Raw genomic sequence first — 22,975 nt, 5'->3', positions numbered from 1 at the left:
CGACATGACCTGGCTGCTGCTGCTGTTGCATGTGCTGCTGATTGCGGCATTCACGCTGCGCATTCTGCTGCGCGACGATTTGCGCCCCGATGTGCGCATGGGCTGGCTCACCGTCATGGTGCTGCTGCCCTATGCGGGCTGCGCGCTGTACTACCTGTTCGGCGAAGCCGCGCTCGGGCGCCTGGGCAGCGACCGGCAGCACAAGCGCTATCCCGGCGTGAGGGCCTTTGTGCAGCAGTATGTGGCGCTGCCCGAAGTGGCCGCGCAGCTGATGGCGCCGCACCCGGCCGCACCCGTGCGGCAGCCGGGCGGCGTCCCGGCGGTCGCTGCGCAGTGGCAGGCCGCGTTCCGCTATGCCTCGTCGGTCAACGGCTTTCGCGTCACCACGGGCAACAGCGCCCGGCTGATGGCCGACGGTGCCCAGGCCCGAGCGCAGATGCTGGCCGACATGGACGCGGCCCGGCACGAGATCCACCTGCTCTACTACATCTGGCTGACCGACGGCACCGGCACCGGCATCGCGCAGGCGCTGATGCGCGCCGCGCGCCGCGGGGTAGCCTGCCGCGTCATGGTCGACGGACTGGGCTCGCGTGCGCTGACCCGCTCGCCGCTGTGGCGGCAGATGGCCGAGGCCGGCGTGGAGCTGGCCGTGGCCCTGCCCGTGGACCATCCGCTCAAGGTGGTGCTGACCAGCCGCATCGACCTGCGCAACCACCGCAAGATCACCGTGATCGACGGCACCATCGCCTACTGCGGCAGCCAGAACTGCGCCGACGAGGCCTTTGCCGTCAAGGCCCGGTACGCGCCCTGGGTGGACATCATGCTGCGCCTGCAAGGGCCCGTGGTCTCGCAGATGCAGCTGATCTTCGCCAGCGACTGGCTGCAGGCGACCGGCAAGACCTTCGCGCCCCGGATGCCGGTGGCCCCCGCCCAGACGCCCGGCTTCACGGCCCTGGCGATTGCCGAAGGCCCGGCCGAACGGCGCCGGTCCACGCCGCAGCTGGTGTCCACCCTGCTCGCCAGCGCACGCCGCGAGCTGGTGATTTCCACGCCGTATTTCATTCCCGACGCCACGGTGCTCGAAGCCCTGTGCGCGGCCGCCTGGCGCGGCGTGGAAACCACGCTGATCCTGCCGGCGCGCAACGACTCCTGGATCGTGGGCGCGGCCAGCCGCAGCAACTACCGGCGCCTGCTGGCCGCGGGCGTGCGCATCCTCGAATACCGCCCCGGCCTGCTGCATGCCAAGACGCTGTGCGTGGACGGCGAAGTCACGCTGCTGGGCTCGACCAATCTGGACCTGCGCAGCTTCGATCTGAATTTCGAGAACAATGTGCTGCTGCAGGATACGGCCCTGACGGCCGCCATCCGCGAGCGCCAGCAGGCCTATGCGCAGCAGTCCGACACCATCACCGCCGAACAGGTGCGCGCCTGGCGCTGGACCACGCGCATCTGGCACAACCTGCTGGCCACGCTCAGCCCCGTGCTGTGAAGCCGCCTGCTCCACTGCCCGCCGCGCTGCGGGCACATCCGTACCCCGACACTTTCCCATGCCCAGCTTCGAACAACTGAAAGAACTCCTGCACCCCTGGGGCCCGCTGCGCGCGCAGCCGGCCAGCGACTGGCGCGGCACGACCGCGCTGCCGCCCGCCGTGGCCGATTTCTATGCCCGGGTCGGCCCCTGGGGCGAGACCTACCACGCATCGGTGGGCCCGGTGGGCTGCACGCTGGCCGTCCATGGCAATCCGGTCTGCATTCCACCGCTGCACCGACTGATGGACTACCAGGCCGGATATGCCTGGGTGTCCCACCCGGGCCAGCCCATCGCCGGCTGGCCGGCCCACTGGCTGGTGATTGCCGAGCAAGGGGGCGATCCCTTCATCTTCGATACGCAGACGCAACAGGTCCTGTTTGCCTTCCACGGCGCCGGCAGCTGGAAACCCGTGGTGTTCGCGCCCGATCTCCCCACGGCGGTGGGCGCGCTTGCCACCGTGGCCAATGCCTTCAGCGCCCTGAGCGACGAGGAGGCCGACCCGGACGGGGGCCTGGCCGGGCAGGGCCGGCAGAAAATCACCGACGCCCTGGCCGGTTTTCTGGGCAGCCAAGAGCGCGCACTGCAGATGCTGGCTGCCTGGGAGTATTTCGAATGACCCGCGGTCCCGGCACCGTCCGTTCTGCCCTCTGCGCAATCTCCGAGGCTTCTTCGCATGTCTGATACCCCGTCGCCCCCCTCCACCTGGGAAATCCTGGAGCGGCGCTGGCGGGCGGGCTTTCACCAGCTCACCGAGGAAGAGCAGCAAACCATCGCCCTGTGGTGGCTGGAGGCCGAAACCATGAACGGCACGCTGGACCAGTTTTTCTGGAACAGCGCGGGCGACCTGGCCCTGGTGGCCCGCGCCGGCTTGGTGCGACTGCAGCAGCACACCACCCTGCAGGCGCTAGACAGCGCGCTGGCCCACTTCGGCCCCGGCTATCCCACGGACCGCAACCGGCGCATCGACATGCTCGAAGCCATAGAGGCCGAGCATGGCGAGGACGTGTTCGAGGCGCCGTCGCGCATCATCCAGGATCTGCCCGAGGACTTCGTGGCCGCGGCCCTGGAGCAGTTGGCTCCGCGCTATGCCAGGGAGCAGGAGACGGCACAGCCGCCCGCAGCGAAAGGCGACGCATGAGCCCGCTCGACGACATCCACGCCAACCGCACCGGAAAGCCGAAGATGTCGCGCCGGCAGAAATGGCTGGCCTGCGCCTTCCTGCTCGCGATGCTGGGCGCCGTGGTGCCCGTCATGGTCAACCGCAGCTTCGTGCCCTCGGCCAGCTGGCAGGCCCGGGCCCTGTACCTGAGCATCGCCCTGCTGGCGATTTCGGGCGTGCTGCTGCGCAACTGGCACCGGCGCGGCCTGTGGCAGCCCGGTCCTCCCTGGCCGGCCTACGGCCCCGTCAGGCGCGGCATGATGCTGCTGCTGTGCCTGGGCTTCATGCTGTTCATTTTCTGGCTCAACCTTGCCGCCACCCTGCCCATGGCCTACACGGCCGTGCTGGGGAAACGCGAGGTGCGCGAGGCCATGGTCGAGGCCAAGCGCGGCTCGGGCCGGCGCAGCTGCGCCCACCAGCTCAAGGTGCAGGGCGTGAACTACCTGTTCTTCGAGTTCTGCATCGACGCCGACGACTACGACGCCCTGCCTTCCGGCCCCCTGCCCGCCAGGCTGCTGGTCCGGCAAAGCTATTTCGGCGAACTCATCGGCTCGCTGCGCCTTTCCGTGCCCGCCCCGCCTGGAGCCGCTGGATAAAACCATAGCTGTTTTCACTTGCCACCAGCCAAATGCAGATATAAAACATATTGAGCCCTTTGCTGCTCAAGCGAAGGCAGCTATCTTTTCAAAGCCATATTTTTCCGGATGCGACCGATATTCACTCTTTTCATGCTGGTGGCCGGCCTGGGCCTGGCCGCCAGCATGGTGCTGCACCTGGCTGCGCTGTTCGGCTTGGCGCCGCTGCTGCTGTCTCCCCTGGGCAGCGATGCACAAGCCCTGCCCATGGCGCTGATCATGGGCATCTTCGTGGTCTGGCTGCCCGCGGTGCTGCTGGGCCATCGCCTGAACACCACCGGCAACACCCGCCCCTCCATCCAGCAGATGCTGGCGGGCTGCCCCACCTGGATGCAGTACGGCTTCTTTGCCATCTTCGGCTATGCCGTCCTCAACTTCTTCATCAGCCTGTCCGGCCGCAGCCCCGGCGATGACGGCCTGGCGCAGGAGCTGCGCCTCGTCACCGGGCATGCCATGCTGTTCTACGGCATCGCCTTCGGCTCCTTCTACTCGGTGCTGAACCGGCCCGGCCTGCTGGCGCCCCGCTACTGCCCCGCAGGCCACAAGGTGGGCCATGAGGATCATTTCTGCGCCGTCTGCGGCCTGCCCGCGCCGCGGGACGGGCAGCAGCCCTAGGCCGGCCGCCTGCAGCGGCCCGCGCGGGGGAATCTGCAGCGCCGGGCCCCGGCGGCGGCCAAAGCGGCGCATACTTGCGCCCACCGTCCCTAAAAACACATTGCTTTCCGGCGCCATGTCCTCACCCAGCTCCCCCATCGGCATCTTCGACAGCGGCATCGGCGGCCTCAGCGTGCTGCAGGCCCTGCTGCACGAGCTGCCCCACGAACAGTTCGTCTACCTGGCCGACAGCGGCAACGCCCCCTACGGCGACGCCCGCGGAGACGCCTTCGTGCAGGAGCGCACCATGGCCATCACCCGGTATCTGCGCGAGCGGCATGGCATCAAGATCCTGGTGATTGCCTGCAACACCGCCACCGCCGCCGCCGTGGAAATGCTGCGCGCCCGCATGCCGGACCTGCCCGTGATCGGCGTGGAGCCGGCCATCAAGCCGGCTTCATTCTCCAGCCAGACCCACCATGTGGGCGTGCTCGCCACGCGCGGCACCGTCACCAGCCCGCGCGTGGCCAAGCTCGTGGCCGAGCACGGCCAGCGCGCCCATTTCCATCTGCAGCCCTGCGACGGCCTGGCCCGCGCCATCGAGCGCAGCACCGAAGAACCCGTGCCCGAAAATCCGGAAGCTACCGAAATCAGAGCGCTTTGCGCAAAGTACACGAGCGCTTTGGGCGATTTCGGCCAGAAGACCGGACAAATGGACACGCTGGTGCTGGGCTGTACCCACTACATCTTCGTCAAGGACCATCTGCGCGCCCTGCTGGGCCCGGACATCCAGTTCCTGGACACCGGCGCCCCCGTGGCACGCCAGACGCGGCGCATTCTGGAGCAGCAGTCCATGCTGGCGGACATCCAGGCGCAGGCAGCACCGGTCCGTATGCTCACCACGGGCAGCCTCTCGGCCCTGCAGGCCGCGGCACAGCGCTGGCTGGGCATGCCGGCCGACTGCTGCGCCGGCGTCGACGTACCGCAGCAGGCGCTGGCCGCCGCCTGAAGCCATGGGCCGCGGGGCCGGCTTCAGGCTCGGCCTTCGGCCCCCGCGCCCCACAGGGGCGCGCCGCCCGTGTCCAGATAGCTCAGGTACAGGCGCACCTCGAACTCCAGCTGATGGTATTGCGGCTCCATGTAGGTGCACAGCTGGTAGAAAGCCTTGTCGTGATCGAGTTCACGGAGATGCGCGAGCTCGTGCACGCAGATCATGCGCAGGAATGCCTCCGGCACATGCTTGAACATGGAAGCCACATGGATCTCGTGGCGGGCATTCAGGCGCCCGCCATGGGCGATCGCACGCCGCGTGTGCAGGCCCAGCGCATTGCGCACCACGTGGATCTTGCTGTCGTAGGCCACCTTGTGCAGCAGGCCCGCATTGCGCAGATGCTCGTTCCTGAGCGCATCCACATAGTCGTACAGGCTTTTGTCGGTGCGCCGGTTGTGTGCTTCGGGATGCCTGTCCAGCAGCCACTGCCCGGCCTTGCCCGCCTCCAGCCAGTCGCGCACCTGCTGCAGCAGCGCCGGCGCATAGCCCGACAGATACGGCAGAGCCAGCGGCGCATTGCCGCCCGGCATTCCCCCATCGTCCCGCAAAGCCGCCTTGCGGCGCCCGGGCTGGCTGATCGCCCCCGAATATTTGGGTGTGGCAATAGGTTTCATGGCGCTATACCGGGCGCCGCATCTGCGCACAACTTGCGCGCGGCAACCCACAAAAGCCCGGACCTCCTGGCTCGGCACGGCATGGCGGCAATACAGGCGGCAAGAGGGCCTTGAACATCCCGGTCAGGCAGCCGATCCGGCGCCTGACGGGAAGGAAACGAGCGCTTCAGTGCAGATGGCGCGGACGGCGGTTGCCGCCGTGCCCCGAACCCGAACCGCCGGTGCCGCGCGGCGGCTTGCCCAGCTCCAGGGAACTCACCAGGGCCTCGAAGCGCTGGGAGAACAGCTTGTCGATCTCCTGCACCACCCCGCCCAGCTCGGCGCTGTCGAAGTGGCGTTCCATCATGTTGATCACGTCCTGCACCAGCAGGTCGCGCTGCACCTGCATGATGGCGGCCGGATTGGGGCCGACGAACAGCATGACGAAGTCGTCGCGGCTCTCGGCATCCGCCGGCGCATCCTCCTCGTCGAACTCGGTGTCGTAGAACGTCACCTCGATGGCAGCGCCCTGTTCGGCCAGATCGTTGAGGCCCATGCACATATCGTCCAGCGCCTGGCGGAAATCATCGTCGCCGCGCACGGTCCAGCACATCTGCAGCAGGTGCTCGGGCGCATCGAACTGGATGCCCGGCTCCTCCTCGTAGTAGCTCGGGGAACCATCGACCAGCGAGCGCGCGCCCGCATAAGCCCACAGGGGACGCAATGCGTCCTGCAGCTGCTCATACGTAGCATCGGCACGGAGCAGAACCTGGCCGTGGACATGAATTTCGAAAGCAGCGTTGTAACTCGACATCTTTTCTTCTCTAGAGCCCTGATCGGACCCGCAGGTTCCACTGGGACTCCATATTGCAGGCATCTCGGGGTTTTTCCAAGCACGCAAACAGCACTCGACGCTTGGCCCAGCCCCTGAGCATTGAGCGGCGATTCTCGCATGTTCGCCAGGGCGACATCCGGGCATTGTGATTTTCTTGCGTTGTCAAAGCCGCAAGCCGGCCATGACACATGGCACAAGACAGGTTCGCGCAGGAACGTGATTTCAGATGGCGGCATGGAGAGGCCGCAGCCATGCCTGCCCCGGTTCAAAAGCTGCATGCGCCTGCAGCGTCCGTCATTGGTGCCCCGAGCCGGGGTCGAACCGGCACGCCCCTTTTACGGAAGCGGCGGATTTTAAGTCCGCAGTGTCTACCAATTTCACCATCGGGGCCCATTCCTGGCAGTCAGGCAAAAACCCGACCCGGGAGTATTGCACCGGCCATGCGGACAATGCAACAAAAAAGGGAAGCAGAGCTTCCCTTTTTTAACTGGAGCGGGAAACGAGACGTTTACTAGGCTCGTAAGTCGTTGTTTCCCGAACACTTTCTTCGCCGAGGTGGCCAGCGAAGACCTCAATTGTAGCCTTATTTTTGGCCCTCGACAACAAGTTCGTCCAAAGAAGTCCACCGACATCCATAGACCCACACGCAGCACACCAGCGCTGCACTCGGTACATCCCCGTCCCCAACGGACTCGAACTGACCACGAACCTGCTCGCTCGCAGCTCGCGCATCCACGCTCGCGCGTCACCGCACGATTCTTAATTGCTATATCAGGATGCCGGGCAAGCATGACCGGCTCGGGTTCCGCTACGCCCCGTTGAGGGGCGCGCAACGATTGCCATCCCTTCGCGCGCTGTGAAACCGCTGGCATATCAGGCCATACCGAAACGGTTTTGCGGAGGTCGCTGCCACTTGTGACGCTGCCAATGTGACCGTCACAGTCGAACCTTACCTGCGGGCAGATCGACTATCTTGCGATCACGAATTCTTACACATTGAGCGCATGGCGGCTACCAGCGACACGAGCTGGCGAATAGTGCTCAGGACTGATGACGAAGCGGGTCCGGGACCTCGCTTCATGGGAAGACAACAAGCCGACCCAAGAGGTCGGCACCAAAGGAGTCGGCCATGTAGTTCTCCTGGAAGGAGATGGGAGCATGAACAACAATGCACCAACATCAAAGGTGTTCTATCACCCGATTGAAGCCTCCCTGCGATGGGCCGGGTTACTGCGGTTCGAGCCGGTCATCCTGGCCTCGATCTCATCGCCAAGGAACCTGCCACAGTCGTTGGACTTCCCACGCTGGGGCGAACTGAGGCTGTACACCGAACGCATCTACGACGGCATCCTCAATGGCGAACTTCCTTTCGGTCGGAACGGCATCACGACACGGGATACCGCCCTGATCGACTCCCCCGATCTGACGGTTCGCCACGTTGATCTGAAGTGCTGGATGCGACAGCACTACCCCGAGCAGCGACCCGGCTTCCTCTTCTCCCGCAGCGAGCGCATCGCCCATCCCTTCATCTCACTGGAAACGGGGCAAGCCATGCTGGTCGAGCGGCTGGCCCTGAAATCCGCCCTGGATCAGTGCAAGCGCCAACTCCACAAGCTGCAGGAGAAGCACGACGCGATGCTCAAGCAGTCCGCGATGATCCCGGCCAACGTGCAGTGCTCGATCAGCGACCGTGCCGAGACCACCTACCTGAACATCATCGGCGGCATGTTGGACCTGATGCTCGGCCAGTCCCCATCAGGCACGCCGTACTCCAGCTTCAAGACGCAGGAGGCCGTGGTGAGCGCTATGGTCGCTCATCACAGCGGCGCCATGGGCATTGCGGAGCGGACGTTGAACGGCAAGTTCGCCACAGCGCGGCGCCGGCTGCGTAGCGCAACCTTGTGAGGTACACCAGCTTGTATGTGCAGTCGCGGAGATTGCATTTGCAATGTCTTTTCGCGGTCAGGTCTATTGAATAGAGGTCACGCCAATAAACGCCACTGAGCGTTCAGGAGTGACCGCCATGTCGCAAACACCTGCACTGCCACCGATCGAGCGCCGCATTCTGCGGCTTGAAGAAGTCGAAACCAAATCCGGCTTCAAACGCGCCCACATCTACAACTTGATGCGCAAGGGCCAGTTCCCGAAGGCGCTGCGCCTGGGCGTGCGAGCGGTCGGCTGGGATTCGATCGAGATCGACCAGTGGATCGCCGAACGCCTCAACAACCGGACCTGAGCGGCTCTCCCCGCTGACTTCCCACCCTCGACCGGAGAGCGCCATGCAGGTTGTATCCATCATCTCGACCAAAGGCGGCGTTGGCAAGACAACCACGGCCGCGAACCTCGGCGGACTTGCCGCCGATGCGGGCCTGCGCGTGCTGCTGCTTGACCTCGACGTACAGCCCACGCTGTCGTCGTACTACGAGCTGGCCCACCGTGCGCCCGGCGGCATCTACGAGCTGCTGGCCTTCAACGAGCGCGACCTCGGCCAACTCGTGTCCCGCACGATCATCGCGGGGCTGGACCTGGTGCTCTCGAACGATCATCGCGGCGAGTTGAACACGCTGCTGCTACACGCCCCGGACGGGCGCCTGCGACTGCGCCACCTGCTGCCAATGCTTGAGCCCCTCTATGACCTGGTGCTGATCGACACCCAGGGCGCCCGTTCCGTGCTGCTGGAGATGGCCGTGCTGGCCTCAGGCCAAGCGCTGTCGCCCGTCACCCCGGAAATCCTCGCCGCGCGCGAACTGCGACGCGGCACCATCCAACTGCTGGAGGACATCGCCCCATACCGGCACCTGGGCATCGAGCCGCCGCCGCTGCACCTACTCATCAACCGCGTCCACCCTGTTTCCGCCAACGCACGCCTGATCCAGCAGGCCCTGCGCGACCTGTTCCAGGACCACACCGGCATCCGCGTGCTGACCACCGATGTGCCCGCCATCGAAGCCTACCCGCGCGCCGCGACGCGCGGCTTGCCGGTGCATCGGGTCGAACATCGCCAGCCGCCAGGGAGAGTCGCGCCGGCGGCGCTAGACACCATGCGCTGGCTGGCCGATGAATTGTTCCCGCAGTGGCAGGAAAGATTTGCTCAGGTGTCCGGTCGTCCACCGCGCCCTCTTGATACCGGGAGGCCTCATGGCGAACGCACATGAACTGGCACGGGGCCACAAGCGCCTGCGCACCTTGATCGAGTTCGCCGTGGGCGAAGGCTGGCACGTCAAGCGCACGCCGGGCGGACACCTCAAGTTCACCAAGCCGGGCTGCGCCGCGATCTACACCAGTTCGACGGCGAGCGACCACCGGGCGACCCTGAACGCCCGCGCGCAAATACGTCGTGCCGAGCGCGAAGCCGTGACGCGGGGAGATGTCCATGGCTGAGATGACCTCCCAGGAGATGGCCGGCAAGCTGCTCGCCGCCGGGTTCGATCGCAGTGGCCCGTCGGCCGCAGCCTTGAGCGACCCGATCGCCGACACGCCGATGATCGTCACCCTGGATCAGTTGCGCCCCTACGACCACGATCCACGCAAGAAGCGCAATCCGGCCTACGAGGACATCAAATCTTCGATCCGCGAGCGCGGCCTCGACGCGGCACCTGCGATTACCCGGCGCCCCGGCGAGGATCACTACATCATCAGGAACGGCGGCAACACACGCCTCGCGATCTTGCGTGAGCTTTGGTCGGAGACGAAGGACGAGCAGTTCTTCCGCATAGCGTGCCTGTTCCGGCCGTGGCCCAGCCGTGGCGAAGTGGTCATGCTGACCGGCCATCTGGCCGAGAACGAACTGCGCGGCGGACTCACCTTCATCGAGCGCGCCCTCGGTGTCGAAAAAGCCCGCGAGTTCTACGAGCAAGAAAGCGGCACCAACCTGAGCCAATCCGAACTGGCCCGCCGCCTCGCGGCCGATGGCTTCCCAGTCCAGCAGTCGCACATCAGCCGCATGAACGACGCGGTGCGCTACCTCCTGCCCGCGATCCCCACCGTGCTCTATGGCGGCCTCGGCCGCCACCAGGTCGAGCGCCTGTCGGTCATGCGCAAAGCCTGCATGCTCGCGTGGGAGCGCTACGCCAAGGGCCGCACTCTGGTACAGGACTTCGACGACTTCTTTCAGGAGGTGCTGTCGCAGTTCGACACGCAGGCCGACGAGTTTGCTCCCCAGCGGGTGCAGGATGAGCTGATCGGCCAGATGTCCGAACTGCTGGGCATCGACTACGACGTGCTGGCCCTCGATCTCACCGAATCCGAAAGCCGCCATCGCGCCCTGATCAGCGATCCGACCCCGACATCACCGCCGCCCACATTGCCCGAACCCGGAACCACTGCACGCCCGCCGGCCGCGCCGACACCATCGGCCTCGACGCCGGCACCCGCTCCCCCGACGCGCGAGAGCAATTCGACTGCAGACGGTGGGGCCGCGGCAGGCGACCTTCTGCAAGGGCACATCGTTTCGCCTGCACCTACGACCGAACGGCTTCAATCCATTCAACGGCTGGTCGCGGAAGAATTGGGGGATGCGCTGCCACCGGATTTTTCTGCCCGCGTATTGCAGTCGATCCCGGTCCAGGCCGGCGGGCTCTATCCGATTTCCGACATCTGGCACATCGACCCGGGCCTGGACACGCCCGACCGTCTGCGCATCCACATCGCGCAGTTCGCCCGCGAGATCGCGGGCGAGGCAGGTCTCGATACGTGCATCGAAGAGCGCCCCGATGGCGTTGGCTTCGTATGCCATACCCAGGCCCATCCACCGCAGGGCCGCACCGTGCTTGCGCTGCTGGCGTGTCTGGCCGGCCAGGCCTTCTCCGAGGCTGGCCTGGACGACAGCGAGTTCGCCACCGACCTGCCTGCGCTGCTCCATGCTGGCGGGGCGCGACGCTTGAGCGACACCGCCCTGGTCAAGCTGTTCCGCCTGTTGCGCCTGGCCCGGCGCTTGCTGGATCTGGAATCCGGCACCGCAGGCTCTGGGGCGTGAGCGAGGGAGACCAGCATGTCCGCTCAACACCCGCTCAATCAAGCCGTGATCGCCCAGGCGCTCTACGACCTGCGCAACGGACAACTGCGCCGCTGCAAGGCAATGGGCTTCGGTGAATCTGAGCTAGACGCGCTCAAGCATCCAGCCATGGTGAGCGTGCTGGCCAACGCCAATGTTTCGTGGTGCTCAGTGACGGTCAACCGCGAAGTGCTGCGGCGCCTGCTCAACCAGGCGCAGGACGTGGAGAAGGAAATCGCCACGGTCGATCGCATGCTGCGCCTGGGTGCCAGCACGGAAATGGTGAGCCGCTTCTACGGTTTGACCCACCAGGAAGTCGCCTTGCGCCGGGAAGTGCTTGGCCTGCCCAAGCGCAAGGGACGCCATCCTGTCCTGGACGAAACCCAGGACACGGAACTGTGGCGGCGCTGGAAAGCCATCACCAGTACCAGAAACGTCGATCTGGAGGACGAGACCTCGATTCTCGACGCGGCAATGGACCTCGCCGAAGGCATGGATTTGCCGCTGTCGGTGGTCTGGGCTGCGCTCAAGTCTTGGGTCGATCAGGGATTGGGTTGAGCCATGGCCGTGGACGACACTGCACCACGCCGTGGCCCAGTCGCACTCGCTGATCTGTTCGACAGCGCGCTCAAGAACCTTGCGCCCAAAGTCAGTCCCGGTGCCGTCACGCCCAGTCCCGCGCCGGCACCGCCGACACCCAGTTCCGGCGATGCTTTCCTGTTCAGTGGCAATCGGCATGAGACGGTGCCGCGGCGGCTGTTCCTCGACCGCCGCCTGACGCCGCTGGAGCGAAACGCATGGCAGGTGTTCCGCCTGCTGCTCAACGACGACGGCGTGACGGCATTCCCGACGTATGAGCAGCTTCGGCCCTGGCTCGCATCGATGCCCTGCGCGGGCCAAGCCTCCCACGAGACCGTGGCACGGGCGCTGACGCTGCTGCGGCTCACCCGATGGCTGAGCCTCGTGCGGCGACGGCGAGACCCCAAGACCGGCCGCATCCTCGGCAACCTGTATGTGCTGCACGACGAGCCGCTGACACCCTTTGAAGCGATGCAGCTCGACCCGGACTACCTGCAGCTTGTCAGCCAGGCGCTGGGCCATTCCGCCAAGGCCGTGCAGGTCGTGGGCCTGCACACGCTCACGGAGATCAGTGAAGACCCCTTGCTGGCCGGGCGCACCCTGCCGTCCAGGCTGCAAGTCCTGGCCGGACGCCTCGCCAGCCAGGGCATCGGGGCGCACGAAGGTTATCCACAGGAGGACGCCACGCACGAATCCGAAGAAGGCGTTCCAAGCCTTCTTCGGAATCCTGATGACCCCACTTCGGATTCCGAAGCAGGGTTGAAACCCGCGCCAGACGCCTCTCTTCCGAATCCGAAGCAGGCCCGTACAGTACGTAGTAGTCGTATTAATGAAGTACGTACTACCGCGCAGGTACAGGCGCAGGCGCGCGCGCTGGGCGACCTGCAATGGCCCAAGCGCTTCGCGGAACTGAAGGCAGAACAGCAGACAGGTGCGCGGGTGGCATTGCAGCAGGTCGATGCCTCGCTAAGGCAGGCGGTGCTGGACGAGTGGGCCGCACGCTGCGGCAACCAGGGCATCCGCAATCCTGCGGGATACCTGTTCGGCATCATCCAGCGCGCCATCCATGGCGAGTTCAATGCCTGGGCCAAGAAGGACGCGCCATCGGCACCCGCCCCGCCGAACGAACGGCCGCCACCACCAACACCACCACCCCCACCGCAGGGCAAGCCGGTGCCGCCGGAAGTCGCCAAGCAGCACATCGAGCGGCTGCGCAACCTGCTTGCCAGCAAGTGAGCCTGCCTGCAAGGCGGCGAAGTGGATGCCGGTGGCTTCCAGTAGAGCTATCCCCTGGGGATAGTTCCACTGACGGCTACGACGTCGAACCGATGCACGCCAGGCCTTGATCGCCTGTCGCGGGATCGGCCTTGCCCGCACTGATCCTGACCTGCAGAGTTCCTTGGCGCTCCATGGCGCTATCCCCTGGGGATAGCTTGCGCCGCATGCAACCGCCACGCCCTGAACCGGGGCCTGGCGGGTTTCGGTTTGTTGACTGACTGCCTTCCGCTTCCTGCCGAAGCTGACCGCTCTTTTCCCACAACGAGCGGACACCATGGCAACTACCAACGAACCCCTGCAACTCAATCTCGGCTCCTTGCGCAGCGCCATGTCGCTGACGCTCCACACCCACCACGCTTCGCGTATTTGGCACGGCCGCGCCGCAGCGGACGGGCGACCCGGCATCGTCGGGCTCAACGGCTACATCGCCCAGATGAACAAGATGAAGCGCGGTTCGGAGCAGGACGACCCGTACAGCGATTGGTGGATGTTGCGCATCGAGGAAAAGCTCGACCAGACCAAGGCCACGCTGCAATCGCTGCGCGAGCAGGTGGACCAGGCACTGGCCGGCGTGCCCGCCGCGCTGAGCCTGGGCGAAAACCTCAACGTGCAGCCGGTCAAGCTCCCGCTGTTCGTCAATGCGCAGTTGGGCTTTGCCGCCGTCTATCTCCTGGCCGACTACGACGACATCGCCCGCAAGCTGATCCTGGCGCACCACACCGCGCTCATCGACCGCAGCACGCTGGAACGCTGGCTCAACGAAGGCGCGCACGCGCTGCGCAGTCTTTTCAGTCTGGCACAGCAGTACCGCTATTCAGGATGCGTCCGCGACGACTTCGCGTCGAAGAATGCCGCAGCGCGGGCCGCGCTGGAGAAGTTCGGGGAACTGCCGCAGGACGTGCTGGAAGGCACGCGCCGCTCGAAATTCGCGCCGCCCATCGTGCGCCGTGGCCTGCAACAGCGCGGTGATAGCCCTGCAGCAGTGGCTTCCCCCAGCGACGAAGCCATCGCCGCCGAGGCACCCGAGGCCGGCGCTGGCGAGGACGAGGACGAGCAGGCATGAACGCCCCGATCCGCGAAACCCGCTACTTCCAGGGTCTGCAACAGGGAGCCTTCATGCGGCTGGAACACGCAGCCTCTCTAAAGGGCTTTTTAAAGCCTTTTAAGGGTAAAGGGGACTTCGAGGCCTGGGCCAGCCAGTGCTTCGCCATGCGCGACGAATTGATTGCCCTGGCGCAGCGACAGGTGCTGCAACAGGCAGTCGGGCATCCCTTCCACCTGCTCCCCATCGAACTGGCCCAGCAGACCACTGGCGCAGGTACGGCGTTTCTGCGCTGGCGCAGGCACGACAGGTCAGCCATGGGCGTGGCCTTGTGGCAGGAGCTGATGGCGAGCACCAGCACGCCGGTCAACCTGCTGGCCGACCTGCACGCGATCGAGCTTCAGCGCATCACGCTCAACATGCAGATCAGCCTGTTGCACACCTTGGGCAGGCAGGCCCAGGAATGCGCCAGCAAAGCCGCCGAGGCGGAAGACGCCTACCTGCGCCGGCTCAAGTCCACCCCACCCGCAATGCGCGATCGGTGATCGCGTCGGGCATCCCAGCATGCGCCCGCCACCGACCAGGTGTGGGTATTTCAACCACCAAGGAGATTGCAACATGAGCACGCATTTTTCTGGCGAGGGCAACATCGGTTCGCCCCCCGAGTATCGGGAGTTCCCCAACGGCAACGACGAACCCAGCCGCCTGCTGCGCCTGAACGTCTATTTCGACAACCCCATCCCCAAGAAGGATGGAACCTTCGAGGATCGCGGCGGCTTCTGGGCGCCGGTGGAAATCTGGCACCGCGACGCCGCGCACTGGAAGGACCTCTACCAGAAGGGCATGCGCGTTCTGGTCGTCGGCCGCATGGAGCGCGAACCCTGGACGGACAATGAGGATCAGCCGCGTGAGACCTGGCAGATCAACGCGCGCAGCGTCGGCATCCTGCCATTCCGCATCGAGTCCGTGGCCCTCAGTCCGAAGCCGCAGGAGGCAGAACCCAAGCCCCAGGCCGCGCAGGAGCCGGCTGCGCCGAAAGAAGCCAAGCGCAGGAAGTGAACCGACATGGAGGGCGGTCGCACGTCTTCGCCGCCCTCCATGCTCTCGCGAGCTATCCCCAGGGGATAGCTCCATCAACGTCCACCGGCTTCCACGCGCTCCTGAAAATCGCGGCTCCTGGCCCGCACACCCCCGGCCACACGCCATTCCCGCCCCAGCCATTCCATCCCGTGAAAGTGGTCGCCGCCGCATGCGGCTTGTTTGCTGCTGCCTCTGGTGGTGCTCGGCATCCTCGTTTCCAGCAACTCAGTGAACCACGGAAATCGGATGGACGGACATGCGGCTGTTCTTGTGCGAGAAGCCCTCCCAGGGCAAGGACATTGGCCGGATTCTCGGCGCGACACAGCGCGGTGAAGGCTGTCTCAGCGGCTCCGGCGTCACCGTCACCTGGTGCATCGGCCATCTCGTAGAAGCGGCAGCACCCGAGGTCTATGACGCAGCGCTCAAGCGCTGGTCGCTGGACCAGTTGCCCATCATTCCCCAGCAATGGCGGGTCGAGGTCAAACCGAAGACCGCCACGCAATTCAAGGTCGTCAAGGCGCTTCTGGCGAAAACGACCCACCTGGTCATCGCCACCGATGCCGACCGCGAGGGCGAGCTGATCGCCCGCGAGATCATCGACCTGTGTGGCTACCGAGGCCCCATCGAACGCCTGTGGCTGTCGGCGCTCAACGATGCCTCGATCCGCACCGCGCTCGGTAAGCTGCGGCCGTCGTCCGATACGCTGCCGATGTACTTCTCGGCACTGGCACGCTCGCGGGCCGACTGGCTCGTGGGCATGAACCTCAGCCGGCTGTTCACGGTGCTGGGGCGGCAGGCGGGCTACGACGGCGTGCTGTCGGTCGGGCGCGTCCAAACCCCGACGCTGAAGCTCGTGGTGGACCGCGACCGCGAGATCGCGGCTTTCAAGTCGGTGCCGTTTTGGGCCATCGACGTGTCCCTGTCCGCAGGCGGCCAGATTTTCAGCGCGCAGTGGGTCCCGCCCGAAGGCTGCACAGACGACGCCTGCCGATGCGTGCAACAGTCCGTCGCCCAGCAGGCCGCGCAGCAGATCCGCACAGCCGGCAGTGCCCAGGTGGTGTCGGTCGAGACCGAGCGCGTGCGCGAAGGTCCGCCGCTGCTGTTCGACCTGGGAACGCTCCAGGAGGTTTGTTCCAAGCAGCTTGGATTGGACGTTCAGGAGACCTTGGAAATCGCCCAGGCCTTGTACGAAACGCACAAAGCCACCACGTACCCGCGTTCCGATTCCGGCTACCTGCCCGAAAGCATGTTCGCCGAGGTGCCCACGGTTCTGGACAGCCTGCTCAAGACCGATCCATCGTTGCGCCCGATCATGGGCCAGCTCGACCGCTCTCAGCGCTCACGCGCCTGGAACGACGGCAAGGTCACAGCGCACCACGGCATCATCCCGACGCTCGAACCGTCGAACCTCTCGACCATGAGCGAGAAGGAACTGGCGGTGTACCGGCTGATCCGGGCGCACTACCTCGCCCAATTCTTGCCACATCACGAGTTCGATCGCACCGTGGCGAACTTCTCCTGCGGCCAGCAAACGCTGGCGGCCACGGGAAAGCAAGTCATCGTCAAGGGCTGGCACCTGGTGCTGGCCGAGCCGCAGCCCGACGAGGATGGCGAGGCCGCCGCGCGCAGCCAGGCTCTGCCCGCGCTGCGCGAAGGCATGGCATGCCAGGTGGCCGAGGCCGAGATCAAGGCGCTCAAGACGATGCCACCCAAGCCCTACACCCAGGGCGAATTGGTCAAGTCGATGAAAGGTGTTGCGCGCTTCGTGACCGACCCGCGCCTGAAGCAGAAGTTGAAGGACACGACGGGCATCGGCACCGAAGCCACGCGCGCCAACATCATCACCGGCCTGCTGACGCGGGGCTACCTCGTGAAGAAGGGGCGCTCCATCCGCGCCTCGGAAGCTGCCTTCACCCTGATCGACGCGGTGCCCGCAGCGATTGCCGACCCAGGGACCACCGCCGTCTGGGAGCAGGCGCTGGACATGATCGAGGCCGGCCAGCTCACGCTGGACATGTTCATCGGCAAGCAGGCCGCATGGATTTCCCAGTTGATCGCGCAGTACGGCAGCACATCCCTGTCCATCAAGGTTCCCCAAGGGCCGGCTTGCCCGCAGTGCGGCGCACCCACGCGCCAGCGCACCGGCAAGAGCGGCCCGTTCTGGTCGTGCAGTCGCTACCCCGACTGCAAAGGCACGCTGCCGGTCGAATCCGGCACGTCCAAGCGCGGGGCCTCGCGCCCGCGCCGTACCAGTGACAGCGCCCGCAAAGGCTCCTGACCGACCCCGTTCCCCGTGAGCCGTGTCCGCCATCGGCGGCGCGGCCTGTGTCCCGCACGCCCTGCGGGACGCCCAGCGCGCAACGCCTTCTTGTCCGTGTGCGCGTCCCACGCGACCGTCCCCGGTCGCGCGGGACCAGAAGGTGGCTTCTCGCCGATGCACGCCATGCGTGCTCTGTTGATCCGGTTCTCCCGCCTACTGCGAAGGGTTCCCCGATGGCTTGCCAAGCTGCGCGAGCCACCCGGAGACCCTTCGTGGTCAGCGGTATTCGGTGCCGGTGCCCGCCGGCGAAACACTGGGCTCCGTTTGTGTGTGGATACACGCCAGACGATGCCGGCCCCAGCCACGACATGGGCCGGGTGTGATTGCTGATGTGCAGACGGTTCTAGCGACGACCGGGCCTGCAACAGCCCACGGGTGGTTCTGTCCTCCCGAGCCGAAGGCCGCAGGGCCTTCGGCGCCTTTCTCCTGCCGATCAACGTCCCGGCCCGCCCAGGGCCACACGAACAGGAGACCCGACATGAACCCGCAACCTCGCACCCTTCGCGGTGCGCCCCAGGCCGCGCCACTGCTGTACGGCAGCGTGTGCAGCGGCATCGAGGCCGTGAGCCTCGCCTGGCATCCACTCGGCCTGCAAGCCGCGTGGTTCGCCGAGATCGACGCCTTCCCGAGCGCCGTGCTCGCCCACCGTTACCCCCACGTGTCCAACTTGGGCGACATGACCGCGATCGCCCGCCAGGTGCTCGCCGGCACCGTGCCGGCACCCGACATCCTGGTCGGCGGCACGCCGTGCCAGTCGTTCAGCGTGGCCGGCGCGCGCCAGGGGCTGAATGACCCGCGTGGAGCCTTGACCCTTGCCTATGTGGAGCTTGCAAATGCCATCGACCAAACCCGCCACCAAGACCGCCGCCCGCCGGCAACGCTCGTCTGGGAAAACGTCCCCGGCGTCCTCAACGACCGCAGCAATGCCTTCGGGCATTTCCTGGGCGCACTGGCCGGAGAAGGCCGTGCGCTCCAGCCGCCAGGGGAAAAATGGGCGCACGCTGGTTGTGTGTCTGGACCCCGCCGCCGCATCGCCTGGCGCGTGCTCGACGCTCAATATTTCGGTGTCGCCCAACGCCGCAAGCGTGTGTTTCTTGTGGCATGTGGTGGTGATGACCTCGATCCCGCCGAAGTACTTTTTGAGCGCGCAGGCCTGCTCGGGGATTCTTCTGCGGGCCGCGCGCCGTGGCAAGAAGCTGCCCGCGCTGCTGGACCGGGTGCTGAAGCAGCAGGCGGATACGCAGGACTGAAGCAGCCCTACGGCCAGGTCACGACGACGTTCGGATTCAGCAATGGGCGTGGTCCGACCGATCTTGCAGCCAGTTTGATGGCGGGTGGCCCGAAGCACGACATCTGCACCGAGACCTACTTGGTGCAGTCCGTCGCGGGCAACATCAGCCATACCCTCGACACCGCCAACAACGGCAAGGGCAGCAGCGAGGACGGTACGGGCAAGGGTGTGCCGATCATCGCCTTCACCGCCCAGGGCAGCGGCGCGGATGCCACGCTCGACCTGACGCCGACGCTGCGTGCCGGCGGGCATCGCCACAGTCATGCGAACGCTGGCGTGGTGCCCGCCATCGCCTTCGCGCAGAACAACCGCGGCGAAGTGCGCTACGAGTCGGGTCATGGACAGGTGGCTTGCACCGTCCTGTCCAACGGCAAGCCGGGCTATGGCGTGCCGATGGTGGCCTGCGTTGCCCTGCGGGGACGGCAGCAGGGTCTTGCCGCCGAGCTGGGCGGCAACGTAGCGGCCGCGCTGCGCGCCAGCGGCGGCGGCGCGGACAAGCCCCATGTGCTGGCTCCCGACTTCGAGGCGCATTTCCGCTACGACTGGAACGACCCCGGACCCGGCGACTGGTCGCACTGGCGGGTGCGGCGGCTGATGCCCATGGAGTGCGAGCGGCTGCAAGGCATGCCCGACGACTACACGCTGATCCCGTACCGCGGCAAGCTCGCCGCGGATGCTCCTCGCTACAAGGCGATCGGCAACTCCATGGCCGTCCCGTGCATGGCTTGGCTGGGCCACCGGCTGGTGCAGTGCCTGCACAAGACGGGCTCGACCGCTTCGGATTGATCGGCGACGCAGCCTGCGGGCTGCGCCATTCTCCTTCCTGCATTGCCGATGTATCGGCAGCAGCCCGCAGCCAGGGTGTCCAGGCTGCCGTGGGTTCCGCCCACGCCACCCGCCAGTTCGCTTCGGCATCTCACCGGCGAACGCTGCCCACCGGGGCATCGATGCCTCCTTTCTCCAACCCAAGGGATGGTCGCCACGTCCCGTCAGGGGCATGTCGCCGCCCGGTCGATTTCAGGACTTCCCATGGAAACCATCACCAAGCAAGACCGCATCACGCTGAAGAACCTCAAGGTGGCAGATTTCGCCAGCGAGGAAACGATGTGCTTCAGCGCCACCGTCGTGTTCGACGGCACTCCCATCGCCGAGGCCCGCAACGACGGCCACGGCGGCTCGACGTTCCTGCGTGCGCTCAGCGGCAAGGTGGCGCTGCTGGCGCAGGCCGAAGCCTTCGCCAAGGGCCTGCCGCCTGCGCCGCTCCACCTCGGCCAGGAGGGCGAAGACCCTCACTACATCGACATGACGCTCGACTTCCTGGTCGATGAACTGGCCGATGCCATGCACGCGGAACGCAAGGTGCGAGCCGCGTTCAACCGCGACATCGCCAACAAGGTGCTTTTCATCAAGGACGGCAAACTGCTGTTCATCAAGGGCATCAAGCTCAAGGCCATCGCCGACCGCAAAGCGTACTTCGCTTCGCTGCGCGCCCGGCAGGCCCAGCCCATCGTCATCCTCGCCGAGCTTGCGCCCGAGCAGGCATTCGACCTGTGGAAGCAGCATGTGCTGGGCGACAAGGCCGACTGACCCAGCACCATCGCACCCTCCTGACAGCCCTGCACTCGTGCGGGGCTTTTTCTTTTCCCCGTGCCTATCAATCGGGGCTGGACCGGATGCCGTTTTCCAACTAACGCGACGCGGCCCGCGCACGAAGCTGCCCGCATGTTCGCTGATTCCGGTCAGCACATGCCAGCAGCCAGGGTTCCAGGCTGCCGCGGGTCTCTCCCGCGTTGCCCGCCAGTCCGCATCGCATCAATTCCGCGGACGCGCGTCCTCGTGACGCTGATGCTTTTTATCAACCGCGTGCGGGAGCTGCCATCCCGTGAGGGACGAGGCCCCGCTTTTCCAAGGAGCCCGTCCATGTCCCAGCAAGCCTCTTTCGGCCAAACCTTCGGGCAATTGGCCTCGACCTACTGCGGCAAGTTCCTGCCGCTCGAAGTCCTGCAAAGCGCCGCCGGCCACTACATCGGCACGCGCGATACCGAAGGTCCCGTTTCGCGGGAATCCCGCGAGTACTTCCGCAGCTACGCCGCGGCCCGGCGTGCCCTCGAAAGAGGCGGCTGGTCCCAGCTCGCCATTCCCTGATCCAACTGGAGGAATCACGTCATGAACCAGCTACTGCCGCGGGAAGTCGTCGATCAGATCATGCGGGAAGAACAGCATTTCGCTGCCGCGCCCCAAGCCTTCTTCGAGGCATGGAAGCGCGGCGTCGAGATCGCTGGCCCCGAGTGGTTCGGCGACGGCACCCGCGAAGGTCTGAACCAGGCCAAGAGCAAGTGGGACCTGCGTCCCAACATGCTGCGGCTCAACGATGCCCTCGGCGTCCTGAGCAGCGGCGAACGCATGTTCCTGTCCGCTATGGTCAGCTTCTACAACGCGCGCGAGGGCGGTGCCATGCTCAAGCGCTGCCACTTCCACGGGCTGTCGGACTTCGACGGTCTCGACCTGCAACGCCGCAAGGTCCTCGCCGACCTGCTCGTGAACTACAACGGCTGGTGAGCCGGTCTCCGGCACACCACCACGTCTTCGTTCACTCCCCACGAGGGGCACGCGCCCACGAGGCCGTGCCCCTCATTTATTTCCCGTAGTCCAGCGCAGTGCTGACAACGCCATGGTCGGCACTTCCTGACGCTTTTTCCATTTTTCAACCCACCGGGTCCAATTCCCGGTGGCGGGGATTGGCTCCATTATTCAATCTGGAGAGATCCCATGTCCCAGAATCCTAATCCCTTCCTTCGCGGCTACTGGAATCTGAAAATCGTCCGCACGCTGTGCATCAGCTACGACGATGGAAGCCCGCATGTTTGGCGCAACATCCACGCGAGCCAGCAATTCCTTTCCGACGAAGAACTGGTTTCATCGTCCTGCATCGTCACCAACGATTTCGCCGTGATCAGCAATGGCCCTGAACCCTTGAGCGACGAAGTGCTGGCCGAATGCGATGCTGGTGAAGGCGTCAGCGGCGAAGGCGTGATTGGTGCCGTGGTCTATGCCATCCATGGCGAGGACTTCGACGGCCGCCCAGTCCACGTCGGCGATGCCTATTCGGCCGAGGCAGCGCGGGAAGTGGTGCAGCGCCTGAGTTTCGAGACCGGCTACTACAGCCGGTGCTGGGAGATCAGCCGTGAGCACATCACGGTCGATACCTGGCACTACCTCGCCGACCTGGCGGACATCGCTACGCCGGAGGCCATGCTGTTCATCGCCTTCCGTGTGCCGTACAGCCCGGCGATCGGCGTCAAGCTGATCTCCACGCCCTGGACGGATCAGAACCTGGAGCACGCCGAGGGCATCACCGCCGAGCAGCTTCGGCAGGAGCACCGGAACAAGGGCATGCCGGACGACCTGGCAAACATCCTTGAACTGGCCGGCCAAGCCGATGTGCGCATCCTCATCTTCGATGCCGACGCACCCGCGCTGCTGGGCCTGCCGCTGGCCGAGTCCTAGCAGCCGCGCGACACGCCGGCCTTCCTCATTGTTTCTCCATGCCAGCCCGTCTCCCCCAGGAGCCGGGCTGGTCCATTTCATAGGAGCAACCTCATGTTCCCCGACCTCATCTCGCGCGCACCCGACTTCGAGCACCAGCTCGGAGCCTGCGTCAACGCCATGAGCCAGGACGATGCCATCGGCCAGATCCTGGTATTCGAGCGCACGCACGGCACGCTGCACATGCGCCATATCGCCAGCGCCGACTTGGCAGACACCGACATCGACGACTACGAAATGGTCGTGTTCGACGGTGGTAACACCAGCGGCGACACGTGGAAGCATGTCTTCTTCCCGCGTCAGCGCGAGCACTACTTCGTGTACGAAGCCTGACCCAACCAGCCCCTTTCGAGGGGCTTTTTCTTGCCCGCAGCGAAGGAAAGCGGATGCGGCGCGGTGCGGTTTCCTACGGGCGGACCGCTCACTCCAGGGCCATTCTTGCCCCATG

25 protein-coding genes and 1 tRNA gene are annotated in these 22,975 nt (G+C 65.6%); 23 read left to right on the top strand and 3 right to left on the bottom strand.

Annotated features, from left to right (window positions below; translation table 11 throughout):
- Positions 1 to 4: 4 nt before the first annotated feature.
- The 6 genes from cls to murI all read left to right on the top strand — a co-directional run bounded on the left by cls (position 5) and on the right by murI (position 4,928).
- On the top strand, positions 5 to 1,489 hold the full coding sequence (cls, locus tag V8Z74_RS13090) for a cardiolipin synthase (RefSeq protein WP_349709565.1): 1,485 nt from the start codon (positions 5 to 7) through the stop codon (positions 1,487 to 1,489).
- A 58-nt stretch (positions 1,490 to 1,547) separates the two neighbouring features.
- A complete protein-coding gene (locus tag V8Z74_RS13085; RefSeq protein ID WP_349709564.1) occupies positions 1,548 to 2,147 on the top strand; it encodes a hypothetical protein in 600 nt (199 codons plus the stop codon).
- Positions 2,148 to 2,204: 57 nt separating this feature from the next.
- Positions 2,205 to 2,669: a DMP19 family protein gene (locus V8Z74_RS13080; RefSeq protein WP_066482024.1), complete on the top strand. Its 465-nt coding sequence runs from the start codon at positions 2,205 to 2,207 to the stop codon at positions 2,667 to 2,669.
- Positions 2,666 to 3,286 (top strand): hypothetical protein, encoded by a 621-nt coding sequence (locus V8Z74_RS13075; protein ID WP_349709563.1) that lies wholly within the window; start codon positions 2,666 to 2,668, stop codon positions 3,284 to 3,286. The genes V8Z74_RS13080 and V8Z74_RS13075 overlap by 4 nt, the downstream gene beginning before the upstream one ends.
- A gap of 132 nt (positions 3,287 to 3,418) precedes the next feature.
- Positions 3,419 to 3,940, top strand: coding sequence for a hypothetical protein (locus tag V8Z74_RS13070; RefSeq protein ID WP_349709562.1), 522 nt, complete (start codon positions 3,419 to 3,421; stop codon positions 3,938 to 3,940).
- A gap of 115 nt (positions 3,941 to 4,055) precedes the next feature.
- The gene (gene murI, locus V8Z74_RS13065) at positions 4,056 to 4,928 is read left to right on the top strand and encodes a glutamate racemase (protein ID WP_349709561.1); all 873 of its coding nucleotides are present in this window, start codon (positions 4,056 to 4,058) and stop codon (positions 4,926 to 4,928) included.
- Positions 4,929 to 4,951: 23 nt separating this feature from the next.
- Here the strand turns inward: murI and V8Z74_RS13060 are convergent, their stop codons facing one another.
- The 3 genes from V8Z74_RS13060 to V8Z74_RS13050 all read right to left on the bottom strand — a co-directional run bounded on the left by V8Z74_RS13060 (position 4,952) and on the right by V8Z74_RS13050 (position 6,788).
- The gene (locus V8Z74_RS13060; protein ID WP_349709560.1) at positions 4,952 to 5,584 is read right to left on the bottom strand and encodes a YgjP-like metallopeptidase domain-containing protein; all 633 of its coding nucleotides are present in this window, start codon (positions 5,582 to 5,584) and stop codon (positions 4,952 to 4,954) included.
- Between the two features lie 166 nt (positions 5,585 to 5,750).
- The gene (locus tag V8Z74_RS13055; protein ID WP_066482040.1) at positions 5,751 to 6,377 is read right to left on the bottom strand and encodes a DUF6806 family protein; all 627 of its coding nucleotides are present in this window, start codon (positions 6,375 to 6,377) and stop codon (positions 5,751 to 5,753) included.
- A gap of 319 nt (positions 6,378 to 6,696) precedes the next feature.
- Positions 6,697 to 6,788, bottom strand: a tRNA-Leu gene (locus V8Z74_RS13050).
- Positions 6,789 to 7,556: 768 nt separating this feature from the next.
- On the opposite strand from V8Z74_RS13050, the gene V8Z74_RS13045 reads away from it, so the two are divergent.
- From V8Z74_RS13045 to V8Z74_RS12965, 17 genes are all read left to right on the top strand, one after another.
- Positions 7,557 to 8,303 (top strand): hypothetical protein, encoded by a 747-nt coding sequence (locus V8Z74_RS13045; RefSeq protein ID WP_349709559.1) that lies wholly within the window; start codon positions 7,557 to 7,559, stop codon positions 8,301 to 8,303.
- A 118-nt stretch (positions 8,304 to 8,421) separates the two neighbouring features.
- Complete coding sequence (locus V8Z74_RS13040) at positions 8,422 to 8,634, top strand: AlpA family transcriptional regulator (RefSeq protein ID WP_087535285.1); 213 nt, start codon at positions 8,422 to 8,424, stop codon at positions 8,632 to 8,634.
- A gap of 43 nt (positions 8,635 to 8,677) precedes the next feature.
- Positions 8,678 to 9,553, top strand: coding sequence for a ParA family protein (locus tag V8Z74_RS13035; protein ID WP_087535286.1), 876 nt, complete (start codon positions 8,678 to 8,680; stop codon positions 9,551 to 9,553).
- Entirely contained in the window at positions 9,537 to 9,779 is a 243-nt protein-coding gene (locus tag V8Z74_RS13030) for a hypothetical protein (protein WP_087535287.1), read from the top strand. Before V8Z74_RS13035 ends, V8Z74_RS13030 begins: the two co-directional genes overlap by 17 nt.
- Positions 9,772 to 11,373: a ParB family protein gene (locus V8Z74_RS13025; RefSeq protein ID WP_087535288.1), complete on the top strand. Its 1,602-nt coding sequence runs from the start codon at positions 9,772 to 9,774 to the stop codon at positions 11,371 to 11,373. Before V8Z74_RS13030 ends, V8Z74_RS13025 begins: the two co-directional genes overlap by 8 nt.
- 15 nt (positions 11,374 to 11,388) lie before the next feature.
- Positions 11,389 to 11,949 carry a DUF2857 domain-containing protein gene (locus V8Z74_RS13020; protein WP_087535289.1) on the top strand — a complete coding sequence of 187 codons (561 nt, stop codon included), beginning with the start codon at positions 11,389 to 11,391 and terminating at the stop codon, positions 11,947 to 11,949.
- Positions 11,950 to 11,952: 3 nt separating this feature from the next.
- Positions 11,953 to 13,206 carry an STY4528 family pathogenicity island replication protein gene (locus V8Z74_RS13015; RefSeq protein ID WP_087535290.1) on the top strand — a complete coding sequence of 418 codons (1,254 nt, stop codon included), beginning with the start codon at positions 11,953 to 11,955 and terminating at the stop codon, positions 13,204 to 13,206.
- Positions 13,207 to 13,522: 316 nt separating this feature from the next.
- Positions 13,523 to 14,311 (top strand): PFL_4669 family integrating conjugative element protein, encoded by a 789-nt coding sequence (locus V8Z74_RS13010; RefSeq protein ID WP_087535291.1) that lies wholly within the window; start codon positions 13,523 to 13,525, stop codon positions 14,309 to 14,311.
- The gene (locus V8Z74_RS13005) at positions 14,308 to 14,835 is read left to right on the top strand and encodes a DUF3158 family protein (protein ID WP_087535292.1); all 528 of its coding nucleotides are present in this window, start codon (positions 14,308 to 14,310) and stop codon (positions 14,833 to 14,835) included. Before V8Z74_RS13010 ends, V8Z74_RS13005 begins: the two co-directional genes overlap by 4 nt.
- A gap of 73 nt (positions 14,836 to 14,908) precedes the next feature.
- The gene (locus tag V8Z74_RS13000) at positions 14,909 to 15,349 is read left to right on the top strand and encodes a single-stranded DNA-binding protein (RefSeq protein WP_087535293.1); all 441 of its coding nucleotides are present in this window, start codon (positions 14,909 to 14,911) and stop codon (positions 15,347 to 15,349) included.
- A gap of 277 nt (positions 15,350 to 15,626) precedes the next feature.
- On the top strand, positions 15,627 to 17,648 hold the full coding sequence (locus V8Z74_RS12995; RefSeq protein WP_087535294.1) for a DNA topoisomerase III: 2,022 nt from the start codon (positions 15,627 to 15,629) through the stop codon (positions 17,646 to 17,648).
- Positions 17,649 to 18,168: 520 nt separating this feature from the next.
- Positions 18,169 to 19,767, top strand: coding sequence for a DNA cytosine methyltransferase (locus V8Z74_RS12990; RefSeq protein WP_087535295.1), 1,599 nt, complete (start codon positions 18,169 to 18,171; stop codon positions 19,765 to 19,767).
- Positions 19,768 to 20,010: 243 nt separating this feature from the next.
- Positions 20,011 to 20,568 carry a hypothetical protein gene (locus tag V8Z74_RS12985; protein ID WP_349709558.1) on the top strand — a complete coding sequence of 186 codons (558 nt, stop codon included), beginning with the start codon at positions 20,011 to 20,013 and terminating at the stop codon, positions 20,566 to 20,568.
- A gap of 333 nt (positions 20,569 to 20,901) precedes the next feature.
- Positions 20,902 to 21,126 (top strand): hypothetical protein, encoded by a 225-nt coding sequence (locus V8Z74_RS12980; protein ID WP_021264244.1) that lies wholly within the window; start codon positions 20,902 to 20,904, stop codon positions 21,124 to 21,126.
- A gap of 21 nt (positions 21,127 to 21,147) precedes the next feature.
- Positions 21,148 to 21,540 (top strand): hypothetical protein, encoded by a 393-nt coding sequence (locus V8Z74_RS12975; RefSeq protein WP_058489326.1) that lies wholly within the window; start codon positions 21,148 to 21,150, stop codon positions 21,538 to 21,540.
- 210 nt (positions 21,541 to 21,750) lie between these two features.
- Entirely contained in the window at positions 21,751 to 22,488 is a 738-nt protein-coding gene (locus tag V8Z74_RS12970; protein WP_021264242.1) for a DUF5983 family protein, read from the top strand.
- A gap of 93 nt (positions 22,489 to 22,581) precedes the next feature.
- Positions 22,582 to 22,860: a hypothetical protein gene (locus V8Z74_RS12965; protein WP_021264241.1), complete on the top strand. Its 279-nt coding sequence runs from the start codon at positions 22,582 to 22,584 to the stop codon at positions 22,858 to 22,860.
- Positions 22,861 to 22,975 lie beyond the last annotated feature (115 nt).

It is taken from the genome of Comamonas sp. w2-DMI, assembly GCF_040187735.1.
In the GTDB taxonomy this organism is placed as follows: domain Bacteria; phylum Pseudomonadota; class Gammaproteobacteria; order Burkholderiales; family Burkholderiaceae_C; genus Comamonas; species Comamonas terrae.
This window is presented reverse-complemented; position numbering and strand designations above follow the sequence as displayed.

Coding starts and splice junctions, on each gene's coding strand:
- V8Z74_RS12995 (WP_087535294.1), top strand. CDS start 15,627: ATGCGGCTGTTCTTGTGCGAGAAGCCCTCCCAGGGCAAGGACATTGGC.
- V8Z74_RS12985 (WP_349709558.1), top strand. CDS start 20,011: ATGGAAACCATCACCAAGCAAGACCGCATCACGCTGAAGAACCTCAAG.
- V8Z74_RS12990 (WP_087535295.1), top strand. CDS start 18,169: ATGAACCCGCAACCTCGCACCCTTCGCGGTGCGCCCCAGGCCGCGCCA.
- V8Z74_RS13000 (WP_087535293.1), top strand. CDS start 14,909: ATGAGCACGCATTTTTCTGGCGAGGGCAACATCGGTTCGCCCCCCGAG.
- V8Z74_RS12965 (WP_021264241.1), top strand. CDS start 22,582: ATGTTCCCCGACCTCATCTCGCGCGCACCCGACTTCGAGCACCAGCTC.
- V8Z74_RS13010 (WP_087535291.1), top strand. CDS start 13,523: ATGGCAACTACCAACGAACCCCTGCAACTCAATCTCGGCTCCTTGCGC.
- V8Z74_RS13025 (WP_087535288.1), top strand. CDS start 9,772: ATGGCTGAGATGACCTCCCAGGAGATGGCCGGCAAGCTGCTCGCCGCC.
- V8Z74_RS13035 (WP_087535286.1), top strand. CDS start 8,678: ATGCAGGTTGTATCCATCATCTCGACCAAAGGCGGCGTTGGCAAGACA.
- V8Z74_RS12980 (WP_021264244.1), top strand. CDS start 20,902: ATGTCCCAGCAAGCCTCTTTCGGCCAAACCTTCGGGCAATTGGCCTCG.
- murI (WP_349709561.1), top strand. CDS start 4,056: ATGTCCTCACCCAGCTCCCCCATCGGCATCTTCGACAGCGGCATCGGC.
- V8Z74_RS13085 (WP_349709564.1), top strand. CDS start 1,548: ATGCCCAGCTTCGAACAACTGAAAGAACTCCTGCACCCCTGGGGCCCG.
- V8Z74_RS13015 (WP_087535290.1), top strand. CDS start 11,953: ATGGCCGTGGACGACACTGCACCACGCCGTGGCCCAGTCGCACTCGCT.
- V8Z74_RS13040 (WP_087535285.1), top strand. CDS start 8,422: ATGTCGCAAACACCTGCACTGCCACCGATCGAGCGCCGCATTCTGCGG.
- V8Z74_RS13020 (WP_087535289.1), top strand. CDS start 11,389: ATGTCCGCTCAACACCCGCTCAATCAAGCCGTGATCGCCCAGGCGCTC.
- V8Z74_RS13030 (WP_087535287.1), top strand. CDS start 9,537: ATGGCGAACGCACATGAACTGGCACGGGGCCACAAGCGCCTGCGCACC.
- V8Z74_RS12975 (WP_058489326.1), top strand. CDS start 21,148: ATGAACCAGCTACTGCCGCGGGAAGTCGTCGATCAGATCATGCGGGAA.
- V8Z74_RS13070 (WP_349709562.1), top strand. CDS start 3,419: ATGCTGGTGGCCGGCCTGGGCCTGGCCGCCAGCATGGTGCTGCACCTG.
- V8Z74_RS12970 (WP_021264242.1), top strand. CDS start 21,751: ATGTCCCAGAATCCTAATCCCTTCCTTCGCGGCTACTGGAATCTGAAA.
- V8Z74_RS13080 (WP_066482024.1), top strand. CDS start 2,205: ATGTCTGATACCCCGTCGCCCCCCTCCACCTGGGAAATCCTGGAGCGG.
- V8Z74_RS13060 (WP_349709560.1), bottom strand. CDS start 5,584: ATGAAACCTATTGCCACACCCAAATATTCGGGGGCGATCAGCCAGCCC.
- V8Z74_RS13005 (WP_087535292.1), top strand. CDS start 14,308: ATGAACGCCCCGATCCGCGAAACCCGCTACTTCCAGGGTCTGCAACAG.
- cls (WP_349709565.1), top strand. CDS start 5: ATGACCTGGCTGCTGCTGCTGTTGCATGTGCTGCTGATTGCGGCATTC.
- V8Z74_RS13055 (WP_066482040.1), bottom strand. CDS start 6,377: ATGTCGAGTTACAACGCTGCTTTCGAAATTCATGTCCACGGCCAGGTT.
- V8Z74_RS13045 (WP_349709559.1), top strand. CDS start 7,557: ATGAACAACAATGCACCAACATCAAAGGTGTTCTATCACCCGATTGAA.
- V8Z74_RS13075 (WP_349709563.1), top strand. CDS start 2,666: ATGAGCCCGCTCGACGACATCCACGCCAACCGCACCGGAAAGCCGAAG.